This is a genomic window from Serratia sp. JSRIV004, assembly GCF_019968705.1.
Taxonomy (GTDB): domain Bacteria; phylum Pseudomonadota; class Gammaproteobacteria; order Enterobacterales; family Enterobacteriaceae; genus Chania; species Chania fonticola_B.
Genome location: NZ_CP074140.1, coordinates 2,360,032 through 2,383,177, shown reverse-complemented (window position 1 = coordinate 2,383,177; position 23,146 = coordinate 2,360,032). Strand labels below are relative to the sequence as shown.

19 protein-coding genes are annotated in these 23,146 nt (G+C 55.7%); 10 read left to right on the top strand and 9 right to left on the bottom strand.

Going from position 1 to position 23,146, the window contains the following annotated elements; translation table 11 throughout:
- Positions 1 to 92: 92 nt before the first annotated feature.
- The 4 genes from KGP21_RS11310 to fabF all read left to right on the top strand — a co-directional run bounded on the left by KGP21_RS11310 (position 93) and on the right by fabF (position 4,341).
- On the top strand, positions 93 to 1,841 hold the full coding sequence (locus KGP21_RS11310) for a Lon protease family protein (RefSeq protein ID WP_172413961.1): 1,749 nt from the start codon (positions 93 to 95) through the stop codon (positions 1,839 to 1,841).
- Between the two features lie 68 nt (positions 1,842 to 1,909).
- The gene (gene fabA / locus KGP21_RS11305) at positions 1,910 to 2,428 is read left to right on the top strand and encodes a bifunctional 3-hydroxydecanoyl-ACP dehydratase/trans-2-decenoyl-ACP isomerase (protein ID WP_059200416.1); all 519 of its coding nucleotides are present in this window, start codon (positions 1,910 to 1,912) and stop codon (positions 2,426 to 2,428) included.
- A 117-nt stretch (positions 2,429 to 2,545) separates the two neighbouring features.
- On the top strand, positions 2,546 to 3,070 hold the full coding sequence (locus KGP21_RS11300; protein ID WP_223538188.1) for a helix-turn-helix domain-containing protein: 525 nt from the start codon (positions 2,546 to 2,548) through the stop codon (positions 3,068 to 3,070).
- A complete protein-coding gene (gene fabF, locus KGP21_RS11295; protein ID WP_209522265.1) occupies positions 3,067 to 4,341 on the top strand; it encodes a beta-ketoacyl-ACP synthase II in 1,275 nt (424 codons plus the stop codon). The genes KGP21_RS11300 and fabF overlap by 4 nt, the downstream gene beginning before the upstream one ends.
- Before the next feature lie 70 nt (positions 4,342 to 4,411).
- Here fabF and rmf read toward each other — a convergent pair whose 3' ends face one another.
- From rmf to rlmKL, 6 genes are all read right to left on the bottom strand, one after another.
- Positions 4,412 to 4,579, bottom strand: coding sequence for a ribosome modulation factor (gene rmf / locus KGP21_RS11290; RefSeq protein WP_071680718.1), 168 nt, complete (start codon positions 4,577 to 4,579; stop codon positions 4,412 to 4,414).
- 269 nt (positions 4,580 to 4,848) lie between these two features.
- On the bottom strand, positions 4,849 to 5,406 hold the full coding sequence (pqiC, locus tag KGP21_RS11285) for a membrane integrity-associated transporter subunit PqiC (RefSeq protein WP_021804881.1): 558 nt from the start codon (positions 5,404 to 5,406) through the stop codon (positions 4,849 to 4,851).
- Positions 5,403 to 7,049, bottom strand: coding sequence for an intermembrane transport protein PqiB (gene pqiB / locus KGP21_RS11280; protein WP_059200412.1), 1,647 nt, complete (start codon positions 7,047 to 7,049; stop codon positions 5,403 to 5,405). The genes pqiC and pqiB overlap by 4 nt, the downstream gene beginning before the upstream one ends.
- Positions 7,036 to 8,310 (bottom strand): membrane integrity-associated transporter subunit PqiA, encoded by a 1,275-nt coding sequence (gene pqiA / locus KGP21_RS11275; protein ID WP_223501514.1) that lies wholly within the window; start codon positions 8,308 to 8,310, stop codon positions 7,036 to 7,038. The genes pqiB and pqiA overlap by 14 nt, the downstream gene beginning before the upstream one ends.
- Positions 8,311 to 8,429: 119 nt before the next feature.
- Complete coding sequence (locus KGP21_RS11270; protein ID WP_223538185.1) at positions 8,430 to 10,334, bottom strand: ABC transporter ATP-binding protein; 1,905 nt, start codon at positions 10,332 to 10,334, stop codon at positions 8,430 to 8,432.
- 5 nt (positions 10,335 to 10,339) lie between these two features.
- Complete coding sequence (gene rlmKL / locus KGP21_RS11265; protein ID WP_024486046.1) at positions 10,340 to 12,460, bottom strand: bifunctional 23S rRNA (guanine(2069)-N(7))-methyltransferase RlmK/23S rRNA (guanine(2445)-N(2))-methyltransferase RlmL; 2,121 nt, start codon at positions 12,458 to 12,460, stop codon at positions 10,340 to 10,342.
- Between the two features lie 104 nt (positions 12,461 to 12,564).
- Here rlmKL and KGP21_RS11260 point away from each other — a divergent pair, with 104 nt between their 5' ends.
- Complete coding sequence (locus tag KGP21_RS11260) at positions 12,565 to 13,668, top strand: YcbX family protein (RefSeq protein WP_223501257.1); 1,104 nt, start codon at positions 12,565 to 12,567, stop codon at positions 13,666 to 13,668.
- A gap of 6 nt (positions 13,669 to 13,674) precedes the next feature.
- Here KGP21_RS11260 and KGP21_RS11255 read toward each other — a convergent pair whose 3' ends face one another.
- Together KGP21_RS11255 and pyrD are read right to left on the bottom strand one after the other, a co-directional pair.
- The gene (locus KGP21_RS11255; RefSeq protein ID WP_021804887.1) at positions 13,675 to 14,223 is read right to left on the bottom strand and encodes a cell division protein ZapC; all 549 of its coding nucleotides are present in this window, start codon (positions 14,221 to 14,223) and stop codon (positions 13,675 to 13,677) included.
- Between the two features lie 156 nt (positions 14,224 to 14,379).
- Positions 14,380 to 15,390 carry a quinone-dependent dihydroorotate dehydrogenase gene (pyrD, locus tag KGP21_RS11250; RefSeq protein WP_218519518.1) on the bottom strand — a complete coding sequence of 337 codons (1,011 nt, stop codon included), beginning with the start codon at positions 15,388 to 15,390 and terminating at the stop codon, positions 14,380 to 14,382.
- 476 nt (positions 15,391 to 15,866) lie between these two features.
- Here pyrD and ssuE point away from each other — a divergent pair, with 476 nt between their 5' ends.
- The 5 genes from ssuE to ssuB are packed head-to-tail and all read left to right on the top strand — an operon-like array spanning position 15,867 to position 20,169.
- The gene (gene ssuE / locus KGP21_RS11245; protein ID WP_223538184.1) at positions 15,867 to 16,445 is read left to right on the top strand and encodes an NADPH-dependent FMN reductase; all 579 of its coding nucleotides are present in this window, start codon (positions 15,867 to 15,869) and stop codon (positions 16,443 to 16,445) included.
- 18 nt (positions 16,446 to 16,463) lie between these two features.
- Positions 16,464 to 17,429, top strand: coding sequence for a sulfonate ABC transporter substrate-binding protein (locus KGP21_RS11240; protein ID WP_115159653.1), 966 nt, complete (start codon positions 16,464 to 16,466; stop codon positions 17,427 to 17,429).
- Between the two features lie 15 nt (positions 17,430 to 17,444).
- Complete coding sequence (ssuD, locus tag KGP21_RS11235) at positions 17,445 to 18,593, top strand: FMNH2-dependent alkanesulfonate monooxygenase (RefSeq protein ID WP_179247839.1); 1,149 nt, start codon at positions 17,445 to 17,447, stop codon at positions 18,591 to 18,593.
- A gap of 11 nt (positions 18,594 to 18,604) precedes the next feature.
- Entirely contained in the window at positions 18,605 to 19,396 is a 792-nt protein-coding gene (gene ssuC / locus KGP21_RS11230) for an aliphatic sulfonate ABC transporter permease SsuC (RefSeq protein WP_046808141.1), read from the top strand.
- The gene (gene ssuB / locus KGP21_RS11225) at positions 19,396 to 20,169 is read left to right on the top strand and encodes an aliphatic sulfonates ABC transporter ATP-binding protein (RefSeq protein WP_223538182.1); all 774 of its coding nucleotides are present in this window, start codon (positions 19,396 to 19,398) and stop codon (positions 20,167 to 20,169) included. The genes ssuC and ssuB overlap by 1 nt, the downstream gene beginning before the upstream one ends.
- A gap of 31 nt (positions 20,170 to 20,200) precedes the next feature.
- On the opposite strand, the gene pepN is transcribed toward ssuB, so the two are convergent.
- Positions 20,201 to 22,816: an aminopeptidase N gene (gene pepN, locus KGP21_RS11220; RefSeq protein ID WP_179247838.1), complete on the bottom strand. Its 2,616-nt coding sequence runs from the start codon at positions 22,814 to 22,816 to the stop codon at positions 20,201 to 20,203.
- Positions 22,817 to 23,146: the final 330 nt, after the last annotated feature.

Genomic DNA, 23,146 nt, shown 5'->3' with positions numbered 1-23,146 from the left:
ACTCCGATGCTCAACAATGACTCTGGAGGTATCAAGCTGGCGTTATTCTTGTATAATCGCGCTTTCCCTTTTTGACGATTGCATCTAACACTTTGACCAATAACCGACTTGAATGGCAATCTCTGTTGCCTGCTGCTACGCCTTATCAGGCGATTTTCGATTCCGCTGCTCAATTGGCACCCGTGGCCTTTTCTGCAATCCAGCCCCGTTTGGAGAATGCGCTGACGCTGTTTTTGCATCCGCTGTCTCTGCCACGTTTTATGCTGTTGAAAGCACAGGAAACACGTGAGTATCTGGCGTTGATCGCCCGAGCGGCAGAAGAGTTGCAACCGCAGAATACCGTTAAAGGCAGTCACTACGTGATTGAAGGCGACACCGTCAGCATTAAGAATGCCATGCGCGGCGATGAGCCTTTTGCCGCAGGCGGTGCTTGCGTATACCAGGAATGGGTTGAGCCAGAACAGTTATTTGGCTGCGTCAGAATGCATAATGGTGCGATCACCTTGCAGCCGGGCCTGGTCCATCAGGCTAACGGCGGCGTGCTGATCCTGTCGGCGCGTGCCCTATTGGCACAGCCGCTATTGTGGCTGCGTCTCAAGCAGATGATTACCCAGCGCCAGTTCCAGTGGCTGACGCCAGATGAAACCCGGCCACTGCCGATTTCCATCCCGCCGATGCCGTTGGAGTTACGCCTGATTGTGGTGGGCGATCGCCATGGCCTGGCTGATTTCCATGATATGGAGCCTGAAGTCTGCGGGCAGGCCGTCTACGGTGAATATGAAGACGATCTGCAGCTCACCGAGCCAGACGATATGGTGCAATGGTGTGGCTATATCAATAGCGTGGTCGCCGAGCAGCAATTACCACCGCTGGCAGCGGACGCCTGGCAGCCTCTGATGGTCCAGGCGGTGCGCCATACCGGTGACCAGGGTAACCTACCGCTATCACCACTGTGGGTCAGTCAGCAGCTTTCTGAGGCCGCTCTGTATGCCGAAGATGATCAGATCACCGCTAAAGCGTTAGAAGCGGCGCTGAATGCTCGCGAATGGCGTGAAAGCTATCTGTCAGAACGCATGCAGGACGAGATTGAGCTGGGCCAGATCATGATCGAAACCGAAGGTGAGGTGATTGGTCAGATTAACGGCCTGTCGGTGCTGGATTATCCAGGGCATCCACGCAGCTTTGGCGAACCTTCACGCATCAGCTGTGTGGTCCACCTGGGCGATGGCGAGTTCACCGATGTGGAGCGCAAGGCTGAGCTGGGCGGCAATCTGCACGCCAAAGGTATGATGATCATGCAAGCGTTCCTGATCTCCGAATTGGATCTCGATCAGCAGCTCCCCTTCTCCGCCTCGATCGTCTTTGAGCAATCCTACGGCGAAGTTGACGGGGACAGCGCCTCACTGGCCGAACTCTGCGCCCTGATCAGTGCATTGTCACAGCAGCCGATCACCCAGCAAATCGCCGTGACCGGTTCCGTTGACCAGTTTGGTAATGTGCAACCGATCGGTGGCGCAAACGAAAAAATCGAAGGTTTCTTCGAGGTTTGTCAACGCCGTGGCCTGACGGGCAAACAGGGGGTGATCCTGCCAGCCAGCAACGTACGGCACCTTTGCCTGCGCCCAGACGTCGTCGAAGCGGTGCGTGTTGGGCAATTCCATCTGTGGGCGGTAGATAGCGTTGCAGAAGCCTTGCCGTTATTGACCGGCTATCCGTTCGCCGAGGAGCAGCAGCCTAGCTTGCTGGCCGCTATCCAGGAGCGAATTGCACAGGCCATGTTGCCAGAACGGCGTCCGTTGCCGTGGCCATTGCGCTGGCTTAACTGGTTTAGCCGTGGCTGATCGGACTTGTTCAGCGTACACGTGTAAGTTAAGCTGCGTCCTTCATCAAAAAAAGGTTTACTGAGAACATGGTAGATAAACGCGAATCCTATACGAAACAAGATCTCGAAGCATCGGGCCGTGGCGAACTGTTTGGCGCCGGTGGCCCACCGTTGCCATCAGGCAACATGTTAATGATGGACCGCGTGGTCAAGATGACCGAAGACGGTGGTAGCTTCAATAAAGGCTACGTAGAAGCTGAGCTCGATATCAATCCGGATCTGTGGTTCTTCGATTGCCACTTCATTGGCGATCCGGTTATGCCAGGCTGTCTGGGTCTGGATGCCATGTGGCAGTTGGTAGGGTTCTACCTAGGCTGGATGGGCGGTGAAGGCAAAGGCCGTGCTCTGGGCGTCGGCGAAGTGAAATTCACCGGACAGGTGCTGCCAACCGCCAAAAAAGTCACCTACCGCATCAACTTCAAACGCGTGATCATCCGCAAGCTGATTATGGGCGTGGCTGATGGCGAAGTGCTGTGCGATGGCAAAGTGATCTATACCGCCAGCGATCTGAAAGTGGGCCTGTTCAAGGACGCTGCAGCGTTCTAACGCCTTACGGCGGCCTCTCTCGGTCGCCGTTTATTTCTCCCCTCCTTTGTTATTACTGTTCTGGTCGTTTTATCGCCACACAGTGACTACAATAAATGTATCCACCAAGAGGGCAGCATGAAAAAAACCAGTTTTGCAACGACCCCCTGCCCAATCGCCCGTTCGTTGGGGCGCGTGGGGGAATGGTGGAGCATCCTGATCCTGCGCGATGCCTTTCATGGCCTGAGCAAATTTGACGAGTTTCAGCAAAGCCTGGGGCTCTCCCCCACGCTGCTGACCCGCAGGCTTAAATTTCTGGTGGAAAGCGGCATTCTGTATAAGCAACGCTACCAGACTCGCCCGGTACGCTACCAGTATCTGCTCACCGAGCGCGGCAAGGATTTCTTCCCGGTGTTGGTGACGTTGTTCCAGTGGGGCAATACTCATCTGACTGAAGGGGCACACAGCGCGGAACTGGTCGATCGGCGCAGCGGTCAACAAATACAGCCTCTATTAATCGATGCGCTAACCCAGCAGCCTATCGCCCTACAGCACATCACGTTGGCGGCAGGCCCTGCGGCCGGAGAGGCCATGTCACGCCGTGCTTCTCTGATGCAGCATCACTACACCTTACTTAATGAATCATCCAAGGAGTCACTATGAGCAGTCGTCGTATAGTTATCACCGGTATGGGGGCCGTCTCTCCTTTGGGTTGCGGCGTAGAGCCGATCTGGCAACGCCTGTTGGCTGGTCAGTCCGGGATCAGCCCGCTACCCGAAGAGATGGTGGCAGATTTGCAGGTCAAGATCGGCGGCCAAGTGCCCACGCTGGAGCAGGATGCCGCTGCCGGTTTTGATCCCGACCTGAGCGTGGCACCGAAAGACCAAAAGAAAATGGACCGCTTTATACTGCTGGCGATGGCCGCCGCTGACGAAGCCATTAAGCAGGCTGGCTGGAGCGCCGATAGTGAGGAGAAACAGGAACGGACGGCCACCGTGATCGCCTCTGGTATTGGTGGTTTCCCAGCTATCGCCCACGCGGTGCGCACCACAGATAGCCGCGGGCCGAAGCGCCTCTCTCCTTTCACCATTCCCTCCTTTTTGGTTAACCTGGCCGCGGGCCATGTCTCCATCAAGCATCAATTCAAAGGGCCGATTGGCGCACCGGTCACCGCCTGTGCGGCAGGCGTGCAGGCCATTGGCGATGCAGTGCGGATGATCCGCAACGATGAAGCCGATATCGCCTTATGCGGCGGAACGGAAGCCGCTATCGATACCGTCAGCCTGGGGGGCTTTGCCGCTGCCCGAGCCATGTCAACCACGCCAGCGGATGCCGCTAGCAAAGCGTCACGCCCGTTTGACAGCGCCCGCGACGGCTTTGTGATGGGTGAAGGTGCCGGGATGTTGGTGATCGAGACGTTGGAACATGCGTTGGCACGTGGTGCCAAGCCGTTAGCAGAGATTGTCGGTTACGGCACCAGTGCGGATGCCTACCATATGACCTCCGGGGCCGAAGATGGCGACGGCGCCTATCGGGCGATGAAGATTGCGCTGAAACAGGCTGGCGTCACGCCCGATCAGGTTCAGCATCTGAATGCGCACGCCACCTCAACCCCGGTTGGCGATCTGGGTGAAATCAACGCCATCAAACACCTGTTCGGCACCGATGGGCATATCGCCATCACCTCCACCAAATCGGCCACTGGCCATCTGCTGGGAGCCGCAGGCGGACTGGAAACCATTTTCACCGCTCTGGCGCTGCGCGATCAAATCGCTCCGGCCACCCTGAATCTGGAAAATCCAGACCCTGCCGCCGCCGGTCTGCATCTGGTGGCCAATAAGGCGGAACCGATGGCAATGACCTATGCCCTGTCGAACGGATTTGGTTTTGGGGGAGTCAACGCGAGTATTTTGCTGAAACGCTGGCAGGAATAATTTTACGCTTAAAACGAAAACCTCCGCTTGTTTGGCGGAGGTCGTTCCTTAATTCATGACAGAGAGCCGCTTAAGCGGTCACAGCCCTGTCCTCCATGGCTTTTCGCCACCCTCCCAGCCAGTTAGCCCGGGCATCTAAAGATTGGTAGGGACAAAGTTCCCTCGAACGCCCTGCAATACCTGCTTGGTAACCGCGTGATTCAGCCCGCTCCAGACGATCTCTTTTCTGTCTCTTCATGCCTCGTTTCCCTCGTTGTTACTCTGTGGAAAGAAAACAATGGCCGCACGTAATACAGCCACATTTAAGGAATAGCCCTAAATGGCGAGAAGATCAACGTTCAAATTTCATACCGTTGTCATATTTGTGAGCTATGCACGGCGCATAAGCTAAGTGGCTGATATTGCTGAACTGGATTTAATTTCATGATAATAAAAGAAAAAAATCCCGGCAAGGCTTTTACTTTGCCTTACCGGGATGGCTTTAGAACGAATTATTACAAGCTATGATTAAAGGCGAGCTGCCTGTGCGGCAATCTCCTGCGCTTCCTGCAACCAACCCTGGGCCAAGGTGCGGACCAAAGCGTCATAGCCATCTTCACTCTGTTTCAATTCCAGGTTGAATGGCCGTTTGATCAGCCTGCCCTGATGGCTCAACACCCATTCACCACGGACGATCGCTTTACCGTCGTAGCGGCCATGGAAGCCGCTGATGGTGACGTTAAGCACATCCTGATCGCTGCTCATCGGCTGTGATGACACCACCCAACCCGGCAAAGCGCTGCCCAGGTTGGTCACCAATGTCTGTTGCAGTTGCTGATCCAACGGGCTGGCCCACAGGTTGTTTTGCCCAATCACAAACTGCACGTCGTTGGTCTGGTAGACCACCCCACTCTGCGCCAGGAAATCCGCCACGCTGACGTGCTCCAACCACAGCTGGCGCGACGCCTGGGTGCCACTCACCTGAGTCGGGGTTCCCAACGCCGGTAACTGATAGTAAGTCTTGTTGGGCGTACTGCTACAGGCGCTCAGCAACAGCGCCAGAACTACCGGGATCCATTTTTTCATTTTTTGGCCTTCTTCGGCTGAGGGTCATTACTGCCCGCGGCTTCAAATACCAGGGCGTTGCTCTTATCATTCAAGGTACGCAGAACCGGTTGCAGCTCACGCAGCACCTGATCGAGACGTTGCATATCGCCAACCATTTTGTTGTAGGCTGGTGAGCCTGGCTGGAACCCCTTCATGCTGCGATTGAGTTCTTGCAGGGTTTTCTGCATATCTTCAGGCAATGCCTTCATCTCTTTACTGCTGATGATGTCATTGAGCGACTGCAGGGTTTTCTGCGTTTCTTTCATGGTCTTCTGGCTTTCGGCCAGCGTTTTGGTCGCTTCGTTGATCATTGGATTGATCGGCATCGAATTGATCTTGTCCAGCGTCTGCATCAACTTCTGCTGGATCTGCGCCAGGCCACCGCTGGTGGTTGGCAACAGCGGATAGCCGAACAACTCACGCGGCCCCTTCCACGCTTTCTCCTGTGGATAGAAGTCCAGATCGATATACAACGCGCCAGTCAGCAAGTTGGCTGACTTCAGCGCGGCACGCAGGCCACGCGACTCTGCATCTTTCAAATGCTGCGCGATATCGAAGTTCTTGCCCAACTGTTGATTAAAACGCTCAGGCTCAATACGGATCAGCACCGGAATACGGTAGTCGTTATCCAACCGCTGGCGCATACCCTCTTTGTAGAATGGCACTTGCCCCACGGTACCCAAGCGAATACCCCGGAACTCAACCGGAGCCCCCGGTTGCAGCCCACGGATTGATTCGGAGAAGAACACCAGATAATCGGTATGCTCGGTATACAGCGAATCCTGAATATTGCGCTGGCTATCGAACAGAGCAAACTCGGCCTTTTCTTTCACCGCTGGGCCACGCTCCCAACCTTCTGGCACGTCAAAGCTGACGCCACCGCTAAACAGCGTCGCCAAGGATCCCATTTCCACACGCATGCCTTGTGCGGACATATCGAAGGCAACGCCGCTGTCTTTCCAGAACCGGACGTTGGTAGTGATCAACTGATCGTAAGGCGCGGTAATAAACAGCTGATAGCGCATGGAGCGCAGCTTGGGATCGAAATAGCTGGTTTCCACCGAGCCAACGCGGTAGCCACGGAACAGTACCGGATCGCCAGCGTTCAACTGGCCGGATTTGTCACTGTCCAGTATCACGCGCAACCCTTTGGCATCGGGAGAGGCCAGCGGCGGAGCATCCAGCAGCTGATAATCCGCTTTTCCAACCTTGCCCTTGTTGCCCGGTTGCAATTCAATGTAGGCACCGGAGAACAAGGTCCCCAGCCCGGAGACGCCTTCACGGCCAATCTGCGGTTTCACCACCCAGAAGGCCGAATCGTCACGCAGTAGCTTTTCCATGCCGGAGTTCAGGCGAGCCTGCACCAGCACTTTACTCAAATCTTCGCTCAGGGTGACGCTTTCCACCGTACCGACATCCACACTGCGGCTTTTGATCTTGGTTTTTCCCGCTTCCAAACCTTCGGCGGAGGTCGTGACCAACGTCACTTGCGGCCCTTGATGGCTGAAGTGATAAAACAGGATCCACGCACCGATCAACGCGGTGACAATGGGAATGATCCACACCGGCGACCAGCGCTTGATCTTCTCAACATCCGCGACGCCATGATTACTTTCCGTCACCTTGCGGCTCCTTTTTTATTGTTTCATTTGCGCGATCCCAGGTTAAACGGGGATCAAACGCCATAGCAGCAAACATGGTGAGAATGACCACCATGGCGAACAGTAGTGCCCCAATGTCTGGATAAATACTCATCAACTGTCCCATACGTACCAACGCCGAAAGCACGGCGATCACAAACACGTCGATCATTGACCAACGGCCAACAAACTCCACCACTTCATAAATCAGATGCATACGCTCGCTATCGGCATTGGCCTTGCCTTTGCCATTGGCATCCAGGCATAGCCAGCCAATCGCCAACATCTTGAGCGAGGGCACCATAATACTGGCAATGAAAATCACCATCGCCACCGGATAGGACCCTTCTCCCCATAGCAGCACCACCCCGGCCATGACCGTTGATGGCATTTTATTGCCCAACGCCTCGGTGATCATAATCGGCATCAGCATCGCCGGAATATACAATATGATCGAGGTGACCAATAACGCCATCGTCCATTGCAGGCTGTGGCGGCGGCGTACATAGCCCACCGTGTGACAACGCGGGCATTTGGACTGCTGGGCGGGCAGGATGGCCGTACAGCAGGAGCAGGAACGAACTCCCTGACGCAGACCGGTACGCCCAACCTGCAACGGGCGATCAATCAACGGGGCGGGTTCAATATCCTGCCACAGCCAGCGGCGATCGACGCATTGGAAGGCTCGCACCTGCAGCAGGCAAAACAGACAGTAAGGGACGAAACTGGAACCAATGCCGATATCACCATAAGCCATCAGTTTGACAAAGCTAACCAGCACGCCAGCCAGGAAGATCTCGACCATACACCAGGTCTTCAACTGGAACAGCACTTTGGCCATCCAGATCTTCCATTGTCGTGGTAGCCGCACCCTGGCACACAGCAGAATAATCGCCAACATGCAAAACGCCGGGATCAGTTGCACAAACACCATAAACAGGGTGGCCATGCTGGCATAGTCTTCTGCCACCATCACCTGAGGAATTTGGATCAGTTTGATTTCATTGCCCAGACCGGCAACGCGCATATTGATAAACGGGAAGATATTGGCTAACACCAGCATGAATAACGCGCTGAGGGCAAAACCAATCGGTTGTTTGCGCGGTTCTGCCCAGCGGGCGCTGAGTGTCGTTTTACAACGGGGACAAACGGCCTTGGAGCCTGATTGCAAAGGCGGCAACGCCACCAGCATATCGCATTGTGGGCACAGTATCAGGTTATCCTGTTGAGGCTCGCCATGCATCGCATGACTCTGCTGCTTATGACTTTCGTGGGAACACACCATTATCCTCCTTAACCGTGTCGCTCATCGGTACAGCCTGGGTTGCCCACAGCAGCAGCGTGCGGGCAACCCGTTTCCGATCAGCCGTTTTTCATTGCTTCCAGCTCTTCCCAACGGGCAAAGGCTTGTTCCAGTGCCTGCTCCGCAGTGGCAAGATCGGCCAGCACCTGCTGGGTTTCGCTGTGCGGGCGTGAGAAGAATCCCGCATCACTCACCTGTGCCTGCAAGGCTTCAATATCCATTTCCAGTTGTTCAAGACGCTGTGGCAACTGCTCCAGTTCGCGCAGCAGGTTATAACTCAGTTTGGCTGCTGATTTCTTGGGCTGCTCGGTTTTTTTCTCCACCGTAGCCTTGGTTTGGCTGGTGGCTACCGTGCGGATCGGCTTGGCGGTGGCACGCTGATGGTGTGCATCGTAGTAGCCCCCGACGTAAGTGTCGATCACGCCATTGCCTTCGAAAATCCAGCACTCGGTCACGGAGTTATCAACAAACTGACGATCGTGGCTCACCAGCAATACGGTGCCCTGGTAGCTATCGATCATCTCTTCCAACAGTTCCAGCGTTTCGACGTCCAGATCGTTGGTTGGTTCATCGAGGATCAGTAAATTACTCGGCTTAAGGAATAATTTTGCCAGCAGTAGGCGGTTACGCTCCCCGCCCGACAACGCTTTGACCGGCGTCATTGCCCGTTTAGGGTGGAACAGGAAGTCCTGCAGATAGCCCAGCACATGGCGCGAACGACCATTGACCATCACTTCCTGCTTACCTTCCGCCAGGTTATCCATTACGGTACGTTCTGGATCCAGCTCGGCGCGGTGCTGGTCAAAGTAAGCCACTTCCAGCTTGGTGCCACAGTGCACTCGCCCGCTGTCGGCTTTCAGTTGACCGAGCATCAATTTCAGCAAGGTGGTTTTACCACAGCCGTTTGGCCCCACCAATGCGATTTTGTCACCGCGCTGCACCTGAGCACTGAAGCCCCGGACCAGCACTTTGTCGGCGACCTGATAATTGACGTCTTCCATTTCGAACACAATCTTGCCCGAACGCACGGCCTCTTCCACCTGCATCTTGGCGGTGCCCATCACTTCACGACGTTGTGAACGCTCGTTACGTAACGCTTTCAGAGCGCGCACCCGGCCTTCGTTACGCGTGCGGCGTGCCTTGATGCCCTGGCGGATCCAAACTTCTTCCTGCGCCAGTTTGCGGTCAAATTCTGCGTTCTGCAGCTCTTCCACCCGCAGCGCTTCTTCTTTGCTTTCCAGGTACAGCTCGTAGTTGCCCGGCCATGACACCAGCTTGCCGCGATCGAGATCGACAATGCGCGTGGCCATATTGCGGATAAACGAACGGTCGTGCGAGATGAAGACGATGCTGCCCTGAAACTCTTTCAGGAACCCTTCCAGCCAGTCGATGGTGGTGATATCCAGGTGGTTGGTAGGTTCATCAAGCAGCAACACGCGCGGTGAACTGACCAACGCCCGGCCCAGTGCCGCTTTGCGCAGCCAACCACCGGACAGGGAGGACAGCTCCGCATCGCCGTTCAGCCCCAGTTGCAACAGGACTTCACTGATACGGCTGTCTAGCTGCCATAAGCCCTGATGATCGAGGATCTCCATAACCTGCGCCATACGCGTCAGGTTCTTTTCGCTCGGATCCAGCTCCACCTGATGTGAGATAGCATGATACGCCTTCAGGTGTTCCGCTTGCTCGGCCACGCCTTCGGCCACAAAGTCGAACACCGTGCCGCCGATATTGCGCGGAGGATCCTGCTGCAAACGCGCCACAATCAGATCCTGCTCGTAAATGATGCGCCCATCGTCCAAGGGGATCTCTTTACCCAGGATCTTCAGCAGGGTCGATTTACCGGCCCCGTTGCGCCCAACCAGGCAGACGCGTTCATTGTCTTCAATATGAATTTCGGTGTTGTCTAACAAAGGTGCATCGCTGAAAGAGAGCCAGGCACCGGACATGCTGATTAACGACATAGTAATTATTTTCCTTCGCCGGCGTGGGTGACCAGCCAGCAGTTGTGGATCTGACGGTTACGGGCAAAGTCTTCTGACTGTGTCTTGGCGGTAATTTCTTTCGCCTCCAGACCCAGTGCGTTCAGACCTGCCAGATCCATCTGGAAACCGCGTTTGTTGTTGGAGAACATGATGGTCCCGTTACGGCGCAGTATCCGTTGTAAATCTTTCATCAGCGCCAGATGGTCGCGCTGTACGTCAAAGGTGTTCTCCATCCGCTTGGAGTTGGAGAACGTCGGCGGATCGATAAAGATCACATCGAACTGTTCGTCGGCATTGTGCAGCCAGGACAGGCAATCTGCCTGGATCAGGCGGTGCTGTCTACCGGTCAGGCCGTTAACCCGCAGGTTCTTCTCCGCCCATTCCAGATAGGTACGCGACATATCCACCGTGGTGGTGCTACGTGCGCCCCCCAACCCGGCATGTACGCTTGCGGTGCCGGTGTAGGCAAACAGGTTGAGGAAGTCTTTGCCTTTGCTCATCTCACCCAGCATACGGCGAGCGATGCGGTGATCGAGGAATAACCCGGTATCGAGATAATCCGTCAGGTTGACCCACAGCTTGGCATTGAACTCTTCTACCAGCAGGAACTCCCCCTTCTGCGCCAGCTTCTCATACTGATTTTTGCCCTTCTGACGTTCGCGGGTTTTCAGGATCAGCTGATTCGAAGGCAGCTCCAGTACCGCTAACGTGGCGTTAATCACGTCAAACAGGCGCTGGCGGGCTTTCTGCGCGTCGATGGTTTTCGGCGGCGCGTACTCCTGCACCACCACCTTACTGCCATAGCGATCCACCGCCACGTTATAGTCAGGCAGATCGGCATCATACAGGCGATAGCACTCGATCCCCTGCTGCTTTGCCCATTTATCCAATTTCTTCAGATTCTTGCGCAGACGGTTGGCAAAGTCTTCTGCCACCTGCACACCACCAGCACCCTGCGGGTTTTCTGCCAGCTGGTAGTTTTTCTGTACGCAGTCCAACGGGCCGTTTTTCGCTTTGAACTGGCGCTCTGCGCGCAGCTGCAGGCAACTGAGCAGTTCCGGTGAGGCGCTGAACAACGAAAGCTGCCAGCCACCAAAGTGGCTCTTCATGATGCGCCCTAACATATTGTGCAGCGCAATCAGGGCTGGTTCGCTCTCAAGGCGTTCACCGTATGGCGGGTTGCTGACCACCGTGCCTACCGGGCCTTCCGGCAGTGGGTTGGTCAGTTTGCTGACGTCATTAACGTTAAAGGTGATCAATTCGGCCACGCCCGCGCGGCGGGCATTACCCTTCGCCATTTCGATGACACGACGATCGATATCGGAACCGAAGAAGCGTGACGGGGTTTCTTGCAGGCCACGTTTCGCACGCACCTGCGCTTCGGTGATCACTTCACGCCACAGTTCGGCATTGTGGCCGTTCCAGGCGGTAAAGCCCCAATGTTGACGATGCAGGCCAGGCGCGCGATCGGAGGCGATCATCGCCGCTTCGATCAACAGCGTGCCAGAGCCGCACATCGGGTCCAGCATCGGCGCCCCTGGTTGCCAACCGGAACGTTGGACAATCGCTGCCGCCAGGTTTTCCTTCAATGGAGCCTGGCCGGTAAGATCGCGATAGCCGCGCTGGTGCAAACCTTCTCCGCTCAGATCGAGCGCTACGCTGGCCATATCACGCTGCAGGAAAACGTTCACCCGAATGTCCGGCTGCTGTTTCTCTACCATTGGCCGATCGTTGAGCTTGCGGGTAAAGCTGTCCACAATGGCGTCTTTGACCTTCAGCGCACCATATTGGCTATTGCGGATCTCTTCATTGAGGCCGCTGAAGTGCACGGCAAAGGTTTTATCCAGGCCAAATATCGATGGCCAGTCAATGGCCTGCACACCGAGGTACAGATCCAAATCGCTGTGCACGCGAAATTCATTCAGCGGCAACAGAATACGCGAAGCCAGGCGGCTCCAGAGCAGGCTTTGGTACAGAAGACGATCGTCACCCTGAAAATGTACTCCCCCCTGCACCACTTTGCAGGAGTGAGCGCCAAGCCGCTCCAGTTCGCTTTTTAACAGTTCTTCCAGTCCACGCGCCGTGCTGGCAAACAGAGTGTTCATATCGTGCTTATCACCAAAAAGAAAATTGTTGCGCATTATAGCTAATCCAGACCGCTTGTCATAAAGTTGCTCCCTTCTATTTCATTTATCGCACGGAGGCAGGGGTGATCACGCTCTCCCGACTTTACGTTCATCCGGTCAAATCACTACGGGGTTTGCAGCTTTCTCACGCTCAGGTAGCCAGCAACGGCCTGGCTTTTGATCGCTCTTTCATGATCACCGAGCCAGACGGTACCTTCATCACCGCCCGCCAATACCCGCAGATGGTGCTGTTTACCCCGGCGTTGTTGGCGGATGGTCTGTTTCTGACCGCACCGGACGGTGAAAGCGCGGCGATCCGCTTCATTGACTTCGCTCCCGATGCGCAGCCGACCGAGGTGTGGGGCAATCATTTCACCGCGTTGATCGCGCCGGTGGCCATCAACAGTTGGCTAAGCGGTTATTTTCAGCGCGAGGTCCAGCTGCGCTGGGTTGGGCCTGAATTAACCCGCAGGGTAAAGAAGCACCCGGAAATCCCACTCTCCTTTGCCGACGGTTACCCTTATCTGCTGATTAATGAAGCTTCGTTCCAGGATCTGCAGCAACGTTGCCCTAGCAGCATCAGGCTGGAGCAGTTCCGCCCGAACCTGGTGGTGACCGGCAGCCCGGCCTGGGCAGAAGATGGTTGGCAGGTGATCCGCGTCGGCGACGTGATGTTCGATCTGGTAAAACCTTGCAGCCGCTGCGTATTGACCACGGTCAGCGTCGAACGTGGCCGCAAACACCCGAGCGGCGAGCCGTTGAGTACGCTACAACAGTTCCGCACTGCCGATAATGGCGACGTCGACTTTGGCCAAAACATGATTGCCCGTAACAGCGGTATTATCCGCGTCGGCGATAGCGTTGAAGTGTTGTCAACCAAACCGCCGCGGCCTTATGGGGCAGGCAGGGTCGTCGAAAGCCTACAAGCACCGCAGGACAGCACCACCAGCGTGAGCATTGAGTATCAAGGAAAGGTGTTTGCCGGTAATAACCAGCAGATCTTGTTAGAGCAGTTGGAACAGCAAGGCATTCGCATCCCTTACTCCTGCCGGGCTGGCCTGTGCGGCAGTTGCAAGATAACGCTGGTGGAGGGCGAGGTTGCGCCGCTAAAGAAAAGCGCAGTGGCCGCCAACGGCACCATCCTCTGTTGCAGCTGTATTCCTAAAAGCGATGTGAAGCTGGCGTAACGCTTATTACACTGCCCTGTCGTAAGCCGGGGCAGACTGTTCATCCGGGATGCAAGGTTTCAAGCGATCGTGCATCACTTTTATCGCATCCCCCAACACCATGGTGCGCCCAGCCAACGCCAGCTGATTTTGTGCCAGCAAGCACAGGCTGGCATTATCCCCGGCTTCCACCACCAGCAGACGCGCCTCGACACCGCTATCCATCACCTTCACCGCCGCCAACTCGCCATTTTTTGGGCGTAGCGGATAGTGTTGCTGAGCAAAATGCCAGCTCTTGGGCATCAGGGGTTTGAGAAAACGGAAGGCCACCAGCGCATTTAATACCAACTCGGCACGTTGTTCATGGCTGAGCTTTATCTGTTTGCACTGTTCTTCATAATCAAAATAAAGCGCTGCATCATCGACGCAGAATGCACATTCAGCGAAGGCGTCCGGGGTTAGCATTTTTGCCGGAAAGCGTGAACGGAAGATCATACCATTGGCTAAATCGAGCATCAGTCGATCGTGCTCAGCGTCAAAATACCAACGCCAATTGTCGTCAGGTTTTATCTTCATTGCTTATCCTTCTCACCACATGCCAACGCGTATTACGCAAAAGGCGATTTTATCACCAGAAAGGTTGCTTAAACATCGGATAATTCCGCTACCGAACAAAATATAGACGAGCCGGGGGCAGAAATAAACCCCCGGTCGAAAATGAAAGGTAAAATATTAGATATGGGTAACGATATCTTTAATCAAACGCGGTCCGTGGAAGATAAAACCGGAATAAATTTGTACCAACGTTGCCCCGGCCTCCATTTTTTCCCGCGCCGCCGTCAGGGAATCAATTCCACCAACGCCGATAATCGGCAAGCGCCCTCGCAACTCTTGCGACAAACGGCGGATCACTTCAGTGCTGCGTAACTGTACCGGACGGCCACTTAATCCCCCTGCCTGATCGCAGTAATTCAACCCCTGAACCAGTTTACGATCGAGAGTGGTATTGGTGGCAATGACCCCATCTATATTATGACGCACTAAACTGTCCGCTATTTGGATCAGTTCTTCTTCTGAAAGATCCGGCGCGATCTTTACCGCAACCGGCACATATTTGTGATGGCGAGCCTGCAATTGGGCCTGCTTATTTTTTATCGCCGCTAGCAGATCGTCCAGCGCTTCACCATACTGTAAGGATCGTAATCCCGGGGTATTGGGTGATGAGATATTAATCGCGATATAGCCGGCATACGGATAAACCTTATCCATACAGATCAGATAATCGTCTTTGCCCTGCTCGACCGGCGTGTCTTTATTCTTGCCGATATTGATCCCAAGCACGCCACCAAAATGGGATTTCTTAACGTTTTCAACCAGATTGTCTACGCCATGGTTATTGAACCCCATGCGGTTGATCAGCCCTTCGGCCGGGACCAGGCGGAACAGACGCGGTTTATCATTGCCCGCTTGCGGACGCGGCGTAACGGTACCGACCTCAACAAAGCCAAAGCCCATCGCGCCAAAGGCATCAATGCACTCGCCGTCTTTATCCAGACCGGCGGCCAAACCTAATGGGTTGCTAAAAGAGAGCCCCATGCAGCTCACCGGCTTGCTCGGCACCGACTGACGGATAAGAAACTCTAGTGGGGTGCCGGTAATACGGCGCAGTTGACTGAAGGTCAATTCGTGAGCGCGCTCGGGATCGAGCTGGAACAAGGCTTTCCTGACGATGGGGTAGTACATGTACTCTCCTGATTTCCCGGTGATATCCTGCTGACTTGAAGTCGCAAGTCAATCGCTGTGCCTGATGGGGATACAGGTGGGGATCATGCAGAACGCCGACACGCCGTAAACCCATCCCTGGGGGCTCGCAATCGCGCATCCTTGCGCTCAACGGTCGGCTAACCTGCATGATCCCCACCTGCTTCAGGCTTTCGGTGTTGCGGTTATTTAGCGACAACCTCAAGTCAGCAGGATAGGCCTGTCGACCGGGGGCGTATTATCCGGTATCCCCTCGCCAATTGGAATTGATTAAAGGCAAAAAAAGCGCGTTTAGCGCAATCGTTTCCCTTGTATGGCACTACTTCCCCGCTTTTCCCCCTTTACGCATATCAAAATCAAAAAATGAGATTTAAAAATCACCCCCTTTTGCTGTTAGCTTTAAAACACTTTACGAACATTAATTTAACATTGATAACTTTTTGATATAAGGAGTGGCGATGCGCGTTTTATCCCTAGCTGGCAGCCCAAGGCTCCCCTCACGCTCGGCGGCGCTGTTACAACTGAGCCAACGCTGGCTACAACAGCAGCAGGTGGAAGTGATCCCCTATACCCTGCACGATTTTCAGGCGGAAGACCTGCTGCGCGCCAATTTTAACAGCCCTGATATTAAAGCCTTCGCCGCGCAACTTGCCGCTGCGGATGGCCTCTTGATCGCCACGCCGGTTTATAAGGCATCGTTTTCTGGCGCGCTGAAAACCTTACTCGATCTGCTTCCTGAACGCGCGCTGGAACACAAAGTGGTTTTGCCGCTGGCCACCGGCGGCTCCATTGGCCACATGCTGGCGGTGGACTATGCGTTGAAGCCAGTGTTGACGGCGCTGAAAGCCCAGGAAGTGCTGCACGGCGTGTTTGCCGATGACGGCCAGATAGTACTTAACGGTGAACAGGCCCAGCTATCCGATGGGGTGGCCGCACGCCTGAACGAAGCGTTGGACAGTTTTTATCTGGCGCTCAACCGCCGTAAACCGCCGGTGCCAAACACCGCCGCCTCTCTGTTAACCCGGCAAACTGCCTAACCGCCTAAGGAAATCATCATGCCCCTCTCTTTCCGCCGTTGGCTTAACACCGGTGCGCTGGCCGCCATTATGGCGCTGGCGCTGAACAATACCGCCGTCGCACAAGATAACGCGCCTGCTCAGTTTCGTATTGGCTATCAAAAAGGCTCGGTGAGTCTGGTGTTGGCCAAAACCCACCAGTTGCTGGAACAACGCTTTCCTGCCACCAACATCAGTTGGATCGAATTCCCGGCGGGCCCGCAGATGCTCGAGGCGCTGAACGTCGGCAGCATCGATCTGGGCAGCACCGGCGATATCCCGCCTATCTTTGCCCAAGCCGCCGGGGCCGACCTGCTGTACGTCGGCGTAGAGCCGCCAAAACCCAAGGCGGAAGTGATCCTGGTGCCGGAAAATAGCCCGATCCACAGCGTCGCCGAGTTGAAAGGCCATAAAGTGGCCTTCCAGAAAGGCTCCAGTTCACACAACCTGCTACTGCGGGCACTGCAAAGGGACGGCCTGAGGTTTACCGATATCCAACCGGTTTATCTGACGCCCGCCGATGCCAGAGCGGCCTTCCAACAGGGCAACGTCGATGCCTGGGTGATCTGGGATCCCTACTATTCTGCCGCGTTGCTGCAAGGCGGAGTGCGGGTATTGACCGATGGCAGCGAACTGAACCAGACCGGTTCTTTCTACCTGGCCGCTCGCCCTTATACCGAAGCCAACGGTCCGTTCATCCAGCAGGTGCTGGCGGTGCTGACCCAGGCCGATGCGCTGACGCATAGCGATCGGGCGCAGAGCATTACCTTGCTGGCCAAGGCGATGGGCTTACCGGAAGCGGTAATTGCCAGCTATCTGGATCATCGCCCACCGACGGCCATCAAACCCCTAGGGGACGCCACCATTGCTGCCCAGCAAAAAACCGCCGATCTCTTTTTCGCCAACCGGTTGGTTCCGGTGCAGGTCGATATTTCTCAACGCGTCTGGCATCCAGCCGCACAATAATCAGGAGAGAACCCTATGAGCATTAACGTATTCTGGTTTTTACCGACTCACGGCGATGGCCACTATCTCGGGAGTTCAGAAGGGGCACGGGCGGTCGATTACGGTTATCTTCAGCAGATCGCCCAGGCCGCTGACCGGCTTGGTTTCGGCGGCGTGCTGATCCCAACGGGGCGCTCTTGCGAAGACTCTTGGCTGGTTGCCGCTTCATTAATTCCGGTCACGCAGCGGCTGAAATTCCTGGTGGCCCTGCGCCCCGGCATCATCTCCCCGACCTTGGCAGCCAGGCAGGCCGCCACGCTGGATCGGCTTTCCAACGGCCGCGCCCTATTCAATCTGGTGACCGGTGGCGATCCGGAAGAGCTGGCAGCGGAAGGTTTGCACCTTAACCACACCGAACGCTATGAAGCCTCCGCCGAGTTTACCCACGTATGGCGCAAAGTGCTGGAAGGTGAAACTGTCGATTTCGCCGGTAAGCATATTCAGGTAAAAGGTGCCAAGCTGTTGTTCCCGCCGGTGCAGCAACCTCGCCCACCGCTGTATTTTGGCGGCTCCTCTGAGGCGGCACAGGATCTGGCAGCCGAGCAGGTCGAGCTGTATCTGACCTGGGGAGAACCCCCTGCCCAGGTGAAAGAAAAAATAGAGGAAGTACGAGCCAAAGCAGCGGCCCTGGGGCGCAAAGTCCGCTTCGGTATTCGCCTGCACGTTATCGTGCGCGAAACCACCGCAGAAGCCTGGCAGGCGGCCGACCGTTTGATCGCCAACCTCGATGATCAAACCATTGCGGATGCACAGAAAGCTTTTGCCCGCTTCGACTCCGTTGGCCAACAGCGTATGGCGGCCTTACACGGTGGCAAGAAAGACAATCTGGAAATCAGCCCTAACCTGTGGGCCGGTGTCGGATTGGTGCGTGGCGGTGCGGGCACTGCGTTGGTGGGCGATGGTCCGACGGTCGCTGAGCGCATTCAGGAATATGCCGATCTGGGCATCGACACCTTTATTCTTTCCGGTTACCCGCATCTGGAAGAGGCCTATCGCGTAGGTGAACTGCTGTTCCCACATCTCGATCTGGCGACCAGCGAACAACCGACCCAGTTGCGTGCGATCAAGCCACAGGGCGAAGCGGTCGCCAATATCTATATCCCACAAAAAGTGTCACAAAGCTGAGGAGAACAGTGATGGCGATCGGTGCACAACAAATTCTGCACCGGCTGGCCCCCTGGGCTTTGCCGGTAGCGCTGGTGATTGGCTGGCAGACCGCCGTTGAGGCGGGTTGGTTGTCTAACCGTATCTTGCCCGCGCCGAGTGCCGTGGTGGCAGCCTTTTGGGCCTTAACCAAGAGTGGCGAGCTATGGCAACACCTGACCATCAGCAGTTGGCGTGCGCTGATTGGCTTCAGTATCGGTGGCAGCATTGGCTTGGTACTAGGGTTCATTACCGGCCTGTCCCGTTGGGGAGAGCGTTTGCTCGACAGCTCGGTACAGATGATCCGTAACGTGCCGCATCTGGCGCTAATCCCGCTGGTGATCCTGTGGTTCGGCATCGACGAGTCCGCCAAAATCTTTCTGGTGGCGCTGGGTACGCTATTCCCGATCTATCTGAACACCTATCACGGCATCAAGAATATCGACCGTGGCCTGCTGGAAATGGCGCGCAGCTACGGCCTGAGCGGCTTTAGCCTGTTTACGCAGGTGGTGTTACCCGGCGCGTTGCCTTCGATCATGGTCGGCGTGCGTTTTGCGCTCGGGTTTATGTGGTTAACGCTGATCGTCGCCGAAACCATCTCCGCCAACTCTGGCATCGGCTATCTGGCAATGAACGCCCGTGAATTTCTACAGACCGATGTAGTGGTGGTCGCCATTATTCTGTATGCCCTGCTCGGCAAACTGGCCGATGCCTGCGCACAACTGCTCGAACGTGTCTGGTTACGCTGGCACCCGGCCTATCAACTGAAATCAGGAGAAGCATAATGACGGCCCCGACTCGTATTCCGCAAGGCACCCCCATTACGCTGGAAGGCATCGCCAAGCGTTATGGCAACCGCACCGTGTTGGACGATTTGCAACTCCGCATCACCGCGGGCCAGTTTGTGGCCGTGGTTGGCCGCAGCGGCTGTGGTAAAAGCACCTTATTACGCCTGCTCGCAGGGCTGGAAACGGCCAACAGTGGGACCCTGGTAAGCGGTAATGCCCCACTCAGCCACGCCAAAGACGATACGCGTCTGATGTTTCAGGATGCTCGCCTGCTGCCATGGAAAAAGGTGATCGACAACGTGGGGCTTGGCCTGAGCGGCAACTGGCGTGATGCTGCATTGCAGGCGTTAACCACCGTTGGGCTGGCCGACCGTGCCAATGAATGGCCAGCCGCGCTGTCTGGCGGGCAGAAACAGCGTGTCGCCCTGGCCCGTGCGTTGATCCATCGCCCACGTTTGTTGCTGTTGGATGAACCCTTGGGGGCACTGGATGCGTTAACGCGTATTGAAATGCAGGGGCTGATCGAAACGCTTTGGCAACAGCATGGCTTCACCGTACTGCTGGTCACGCATGACGTTAGCGAGGCGATCGCACTGGCCGATCGGGTGCTGTTAATCGAAGAAGGAAGTATCGGGCTGGATCTGACTGTTGATTTGCCACGGCCGCGCCGAAAAGGTTCGGTAAAGCTGGCAGAGTTGGAAGCAGAAGTGTTGGCAAGAGTGTTGGCGCCACCGCAAACCGTTGGGACTTCCCGCCGGGTGGCAAATTAATCAGGGGACGGCAAATGCCGCCCCCTTGCTTTTACGCGTCTAACGCCTTGGTGATCTTCTCAAACAGATCGCCAGACAGGTTCTCCAGCCCTTTCAACTGCTCCAGCGCCTGACGCATCAACGCCTGACGAGAGGCATCGTAACGCTTCAGGCGGATCAGTGGTTCAATCAGCCGCGCAGCAACCTGTGGGTTACGCTTGTTCAGATCGCTGAGGATCTCCACCAGGAACTGATAGCCGCTGCCGTCTGCCGCATGGAACGCCGCCGGGTTAGCCGAAGCGAACCCACCAATCAACGAGCGGGTGCGGTTTGGATTACTCAGGCTGAATGAACGGTGTTGCAACAGCGAACGTACCTTACCGAGTACGTCTGCCGCCGGGCTGGTGGCCTGCAGGATGAACCACTTGTCCATCACCAGACCATCGTGATGCCAGCGCTCATCAAACTCGGCCATCAAGGCATCACGGCAAGGCAACTGTGCCCCCATCGCCGCAGCCAGTGCCGCCAGCGAATCGGTCATGTTGTCAGCCTGCTGGAACTGTTGCACCACCAGCTTGTCAGCCTGCTCTACATCGCCGAAAGCCAGATAGTGCAGACAAATGTTACGCAGCGAACGCTTGGCAATATCGCCGTGCTCAACCCTGTACCCTTCAGTTTTGTTAGCGTGATACACCGCCAGCCACTCATCGGCCAGCTCTTTAGCCAGGCAACGGGTGATCGCTTCATGCACCGCAGAGATGGCTTGCGGATCGATGATGGCGAACAGCTCGGCAATTTCGTTTTCCGATGGCAGCGTGAGGATCTGCGCGGCCAGGGCCGGATCCAGCTTCTCATCCAGCAGCACCGCCCGGAAGGCATCTGCCACGTGCAGCGGCAGCGACAACGGCTGTTTCTGCTGATATTTGGCCACGTTCAGCTTGATGTAAATGGCCAGCAGGCTCTGGGCGGCATCCCAGCGGGAAAACTCATTACGCGCATGCTGCATCAGGAACGTCAGTTGCTGATCGCTGTACGGATAATCCAGCTTGACCGGTGCCGAGAACTCACGCAGCAGCGAAGGAACCGGCTTATGCGCGACGCCATCAAACACAAAAGTCTGTTCGGCGGCGGTGACGTTCAACACGTTATTGACCGGAGAGCCGTCTTTCTGCAAGGCAATAACGTTGCCTTCGCTGTCGTAAAGCTCAATATCCAGCGGAATATGCAACGGCAGTTTTTCTGGCTGATCGGCCGTCGGCGCGGTTTTCTGGCTGACGTGCAAGCGGTATTGCTGATCCTCGGCGCTATAGTCATCACGCACCGTCAGCAGCGGCGTGCCAGACTGGCTGTACCAGCGGCGGAACAGCGACAGATCGACGTTGGAAGCGTCTTCCATTGCCTGCACAAAATCATCGCAGGTGGCCGCACTGCCGTCGTGGCGTTCGAAATAGAGCTGCATCCCCGCCTGGAACTGTTGTTCCCCCAGCAGCGTGTGCAGCATGCGGATCACTTCGGATCCTTTCTCATACACCGTCAAGGTGTAGAAGTTGTTCATCTCGATCACTTTATCCGGCCGGATCGCGTGCGCCATCGGGCTGGCGTCTTCGGCAAACTGCGCCCCACGCATAACCCGCACGTTATCGATGCGGTTGACTGAACGGGAACCCAGGTCGGAGCTGAACTCCTGATCGCGGAACACGGTCAGCCCTTCTTTCAGACTAAGCTGGAACCAGTCGCGGCAGGTCACGCGGTTGCCGGTCCAGTTATGGAAATATTCGTGGCCGATCACCGCTTCAATATTCAGGTAATCCTTGTCGGTGGCGGTTTCTGCCTTGGCCAACACATACTTCGAGTTAAAGATATTTAACCCTTTGTTCTCCATCGCCCCCATGTTGAAGAAATCCACGGCGACGATCATGTAGATATCCAGATCGTATTCCAGGCCAAAACGGGTTTCATCCCACTTCATCGAATTTTTCAGCGAGGTCATGGCCCAATCGGCACGATCCAGGTTGCCACGATCGACAAACAGCTCCAAGGCCACCTTACGACCAGAACGGGTGGTGAAGCTATCGCGCAACACGTCGAAATCCCCCGCCACCAGCGCAAACAGATAGCTAGGTTTCGGGAACGGATCCTGCCATTGCACCCAGTGACGGCCGTCTGCCAGGTCACCTTCAGCCACCCGGTTGCCGTTCGACAGCAGGAACGGATAACGTGCTTTATCGGCGACGATGCGGGTAGTAAAACGGGCCAGCACGTCTGGGCGATCCAGATAGAAGGTGATATGGCGGAAGCCTTCGGCCTCGCATTGGGTGCACAGCGCTTCACCAGACAGGTATAGCCCTTCCAACGCGCTATTTTTCGCCGGATGGATGTCGTTGACGATCGTCAGGGTAAACTGAGCCGGTAGTTGTTCAATCACCAGTTGGTTTTCCTGCTGGCGATAGGCGCTCCACGGCTGTCCATCAACTTGAATACTCACCAGAGTCAGGTCTTCGCCATTCAACGTTAATGGGGCACCGGCGGCACCCTGCCGTTTGATCTGGCTGACGGCGGTAACGCGCGTGGTGTCTGCATCCAGTTCAAAATCCAGGTCGATATCGGTGATGGTATAATCTGGGGCGCGATAATCGTGGCGATACTTCGCCTGTGGCTGTTGTGTCATAAAAACCCTTTGACGTCTCAGTGAGTTACAGATCCCGGACTCGAAGCGCACCGCTGTGCAGGACGACGCGGTACCTCAATGGCCCGATTGTGAATAAACTGTATCACAGCTATAAAAAAAACCCAGAAATGGCAGCAAATCGCACCAAGAAATCACACGACTCACGCAGACATTCGCTGTGGTTTGCTATGCTCCAGCTACCCTGGCGCTTCGCTTAACGTCAAACTCAGCATTTTATGCTTAAGCAGGCGCAGTTCCGTCCCCGTTGGCAACCGAATTGCGGAGGAAAACCAGCGGTAGCAATGATATAATCATTCAAGAGCCAGTAGG

Coding starts and splice junctions, on each gene's coding strand:
- fabA (WP_059200416.1), top strand. CDS start 1,910: ATGGTAGATAAACGCGAATCCTATACGAAACAAGATCTCGAAGCATCG.
- KGP21_RS11300 (WP_223538188.1), top strand. CDS start 2,546: ATGAAAAAAACCAGTTTTGCAACGACCCCCTGCCCAATCGCCCGTTCG.
- fabF (WP_209522265.1), top strand. CDS start 3,067: ATGAGCAGTCGTCGTATAGTTATCACCGGTATGGGGGCCGTCTCTCCT.
- rmf (WP_071680718.1), bottom strand. CDS start 4,579: ATGAAGAGACAGAAAAGAGATCGTCTGGAGCGGGCTGAATCACGCGGT.
- pqiC (WP_021804881.1), bottom strand. CDS start 5,406: ATGAAAAAATGGATCCCGGTAGTTCTGGCGCTGTTGCTGAGCGCCTGT.
- pqiA (WP_223501514.1), bottom strand. CDS start 8,310: ATGCATGGCGAGCCTCAACAGGATAACCTGATACTGTGCCCACAATGC.
- KGP21_RS11270 (WP_223538185.1), bottom strand. CDS start 10,334: ATGTCGTTAATCAGCATGTCCGGTGCCTGGCTCTCTTTCAGCGATGCA.
- rlmKL (WP_024486046.1), bottom strand. CDS start 12,460: ATGAACACTCTGTTTGCCAGCACGGCGCGTGGACTGGAAGAACTGTTA.
- KGP21_RS11255 (WP_021804887.1), bottom strand. CDS start 14,223: ATGAAGATAAAACCTGACGACAATTGGCGTTGGTATTTTGACGCTGAG.
- pyrD (WP_218519518.1), bottom strand. CDS start 15,390: ATGTACTACCCCATCGTCAGGAAAGCCTTGTTCCAGCTCGATCCCGAG.
- ssuE (WP_223538184.1), top strand. CDS start 15,867: ATGCGCGTTTTATCCCTAGCTGGCAGCCCAAGGCTCCCCTCACGCTCG.
- KGP21_RS11240 (WP_115159653.1), top strand. CDS start 16,464: ATGCCCCTCTCTTTCCGCCGTTGGCTTAACACCGGTGCGCTGGCCGCC.
- ssuD (WP_179247839.1), top strand. CDS start 17,445: ATGAGCATTAACGTATTCTGGTTTTTACCGACTCACGGCGATGGCCAC.
- ssuC (WP_046808141.1), top strand. CDS start 18,605: ATGGCGATCGGTGCACAACAAATTCTGCACCGGCTGGCCCCCTGGGCT.
- ssuB (WP_223538182.1), top strand. CDS start 19,396: ATGACGGCCCCGACTCGTATTCCGCAAGGCACCCCCATTACGCTGGAA.
- pepN (WP_179247838.1), bottom strand. CDS start 22,816: ATGACACAACAGCCACAGGCGAAGTATCGCCACGATTATCGCGCCCCA.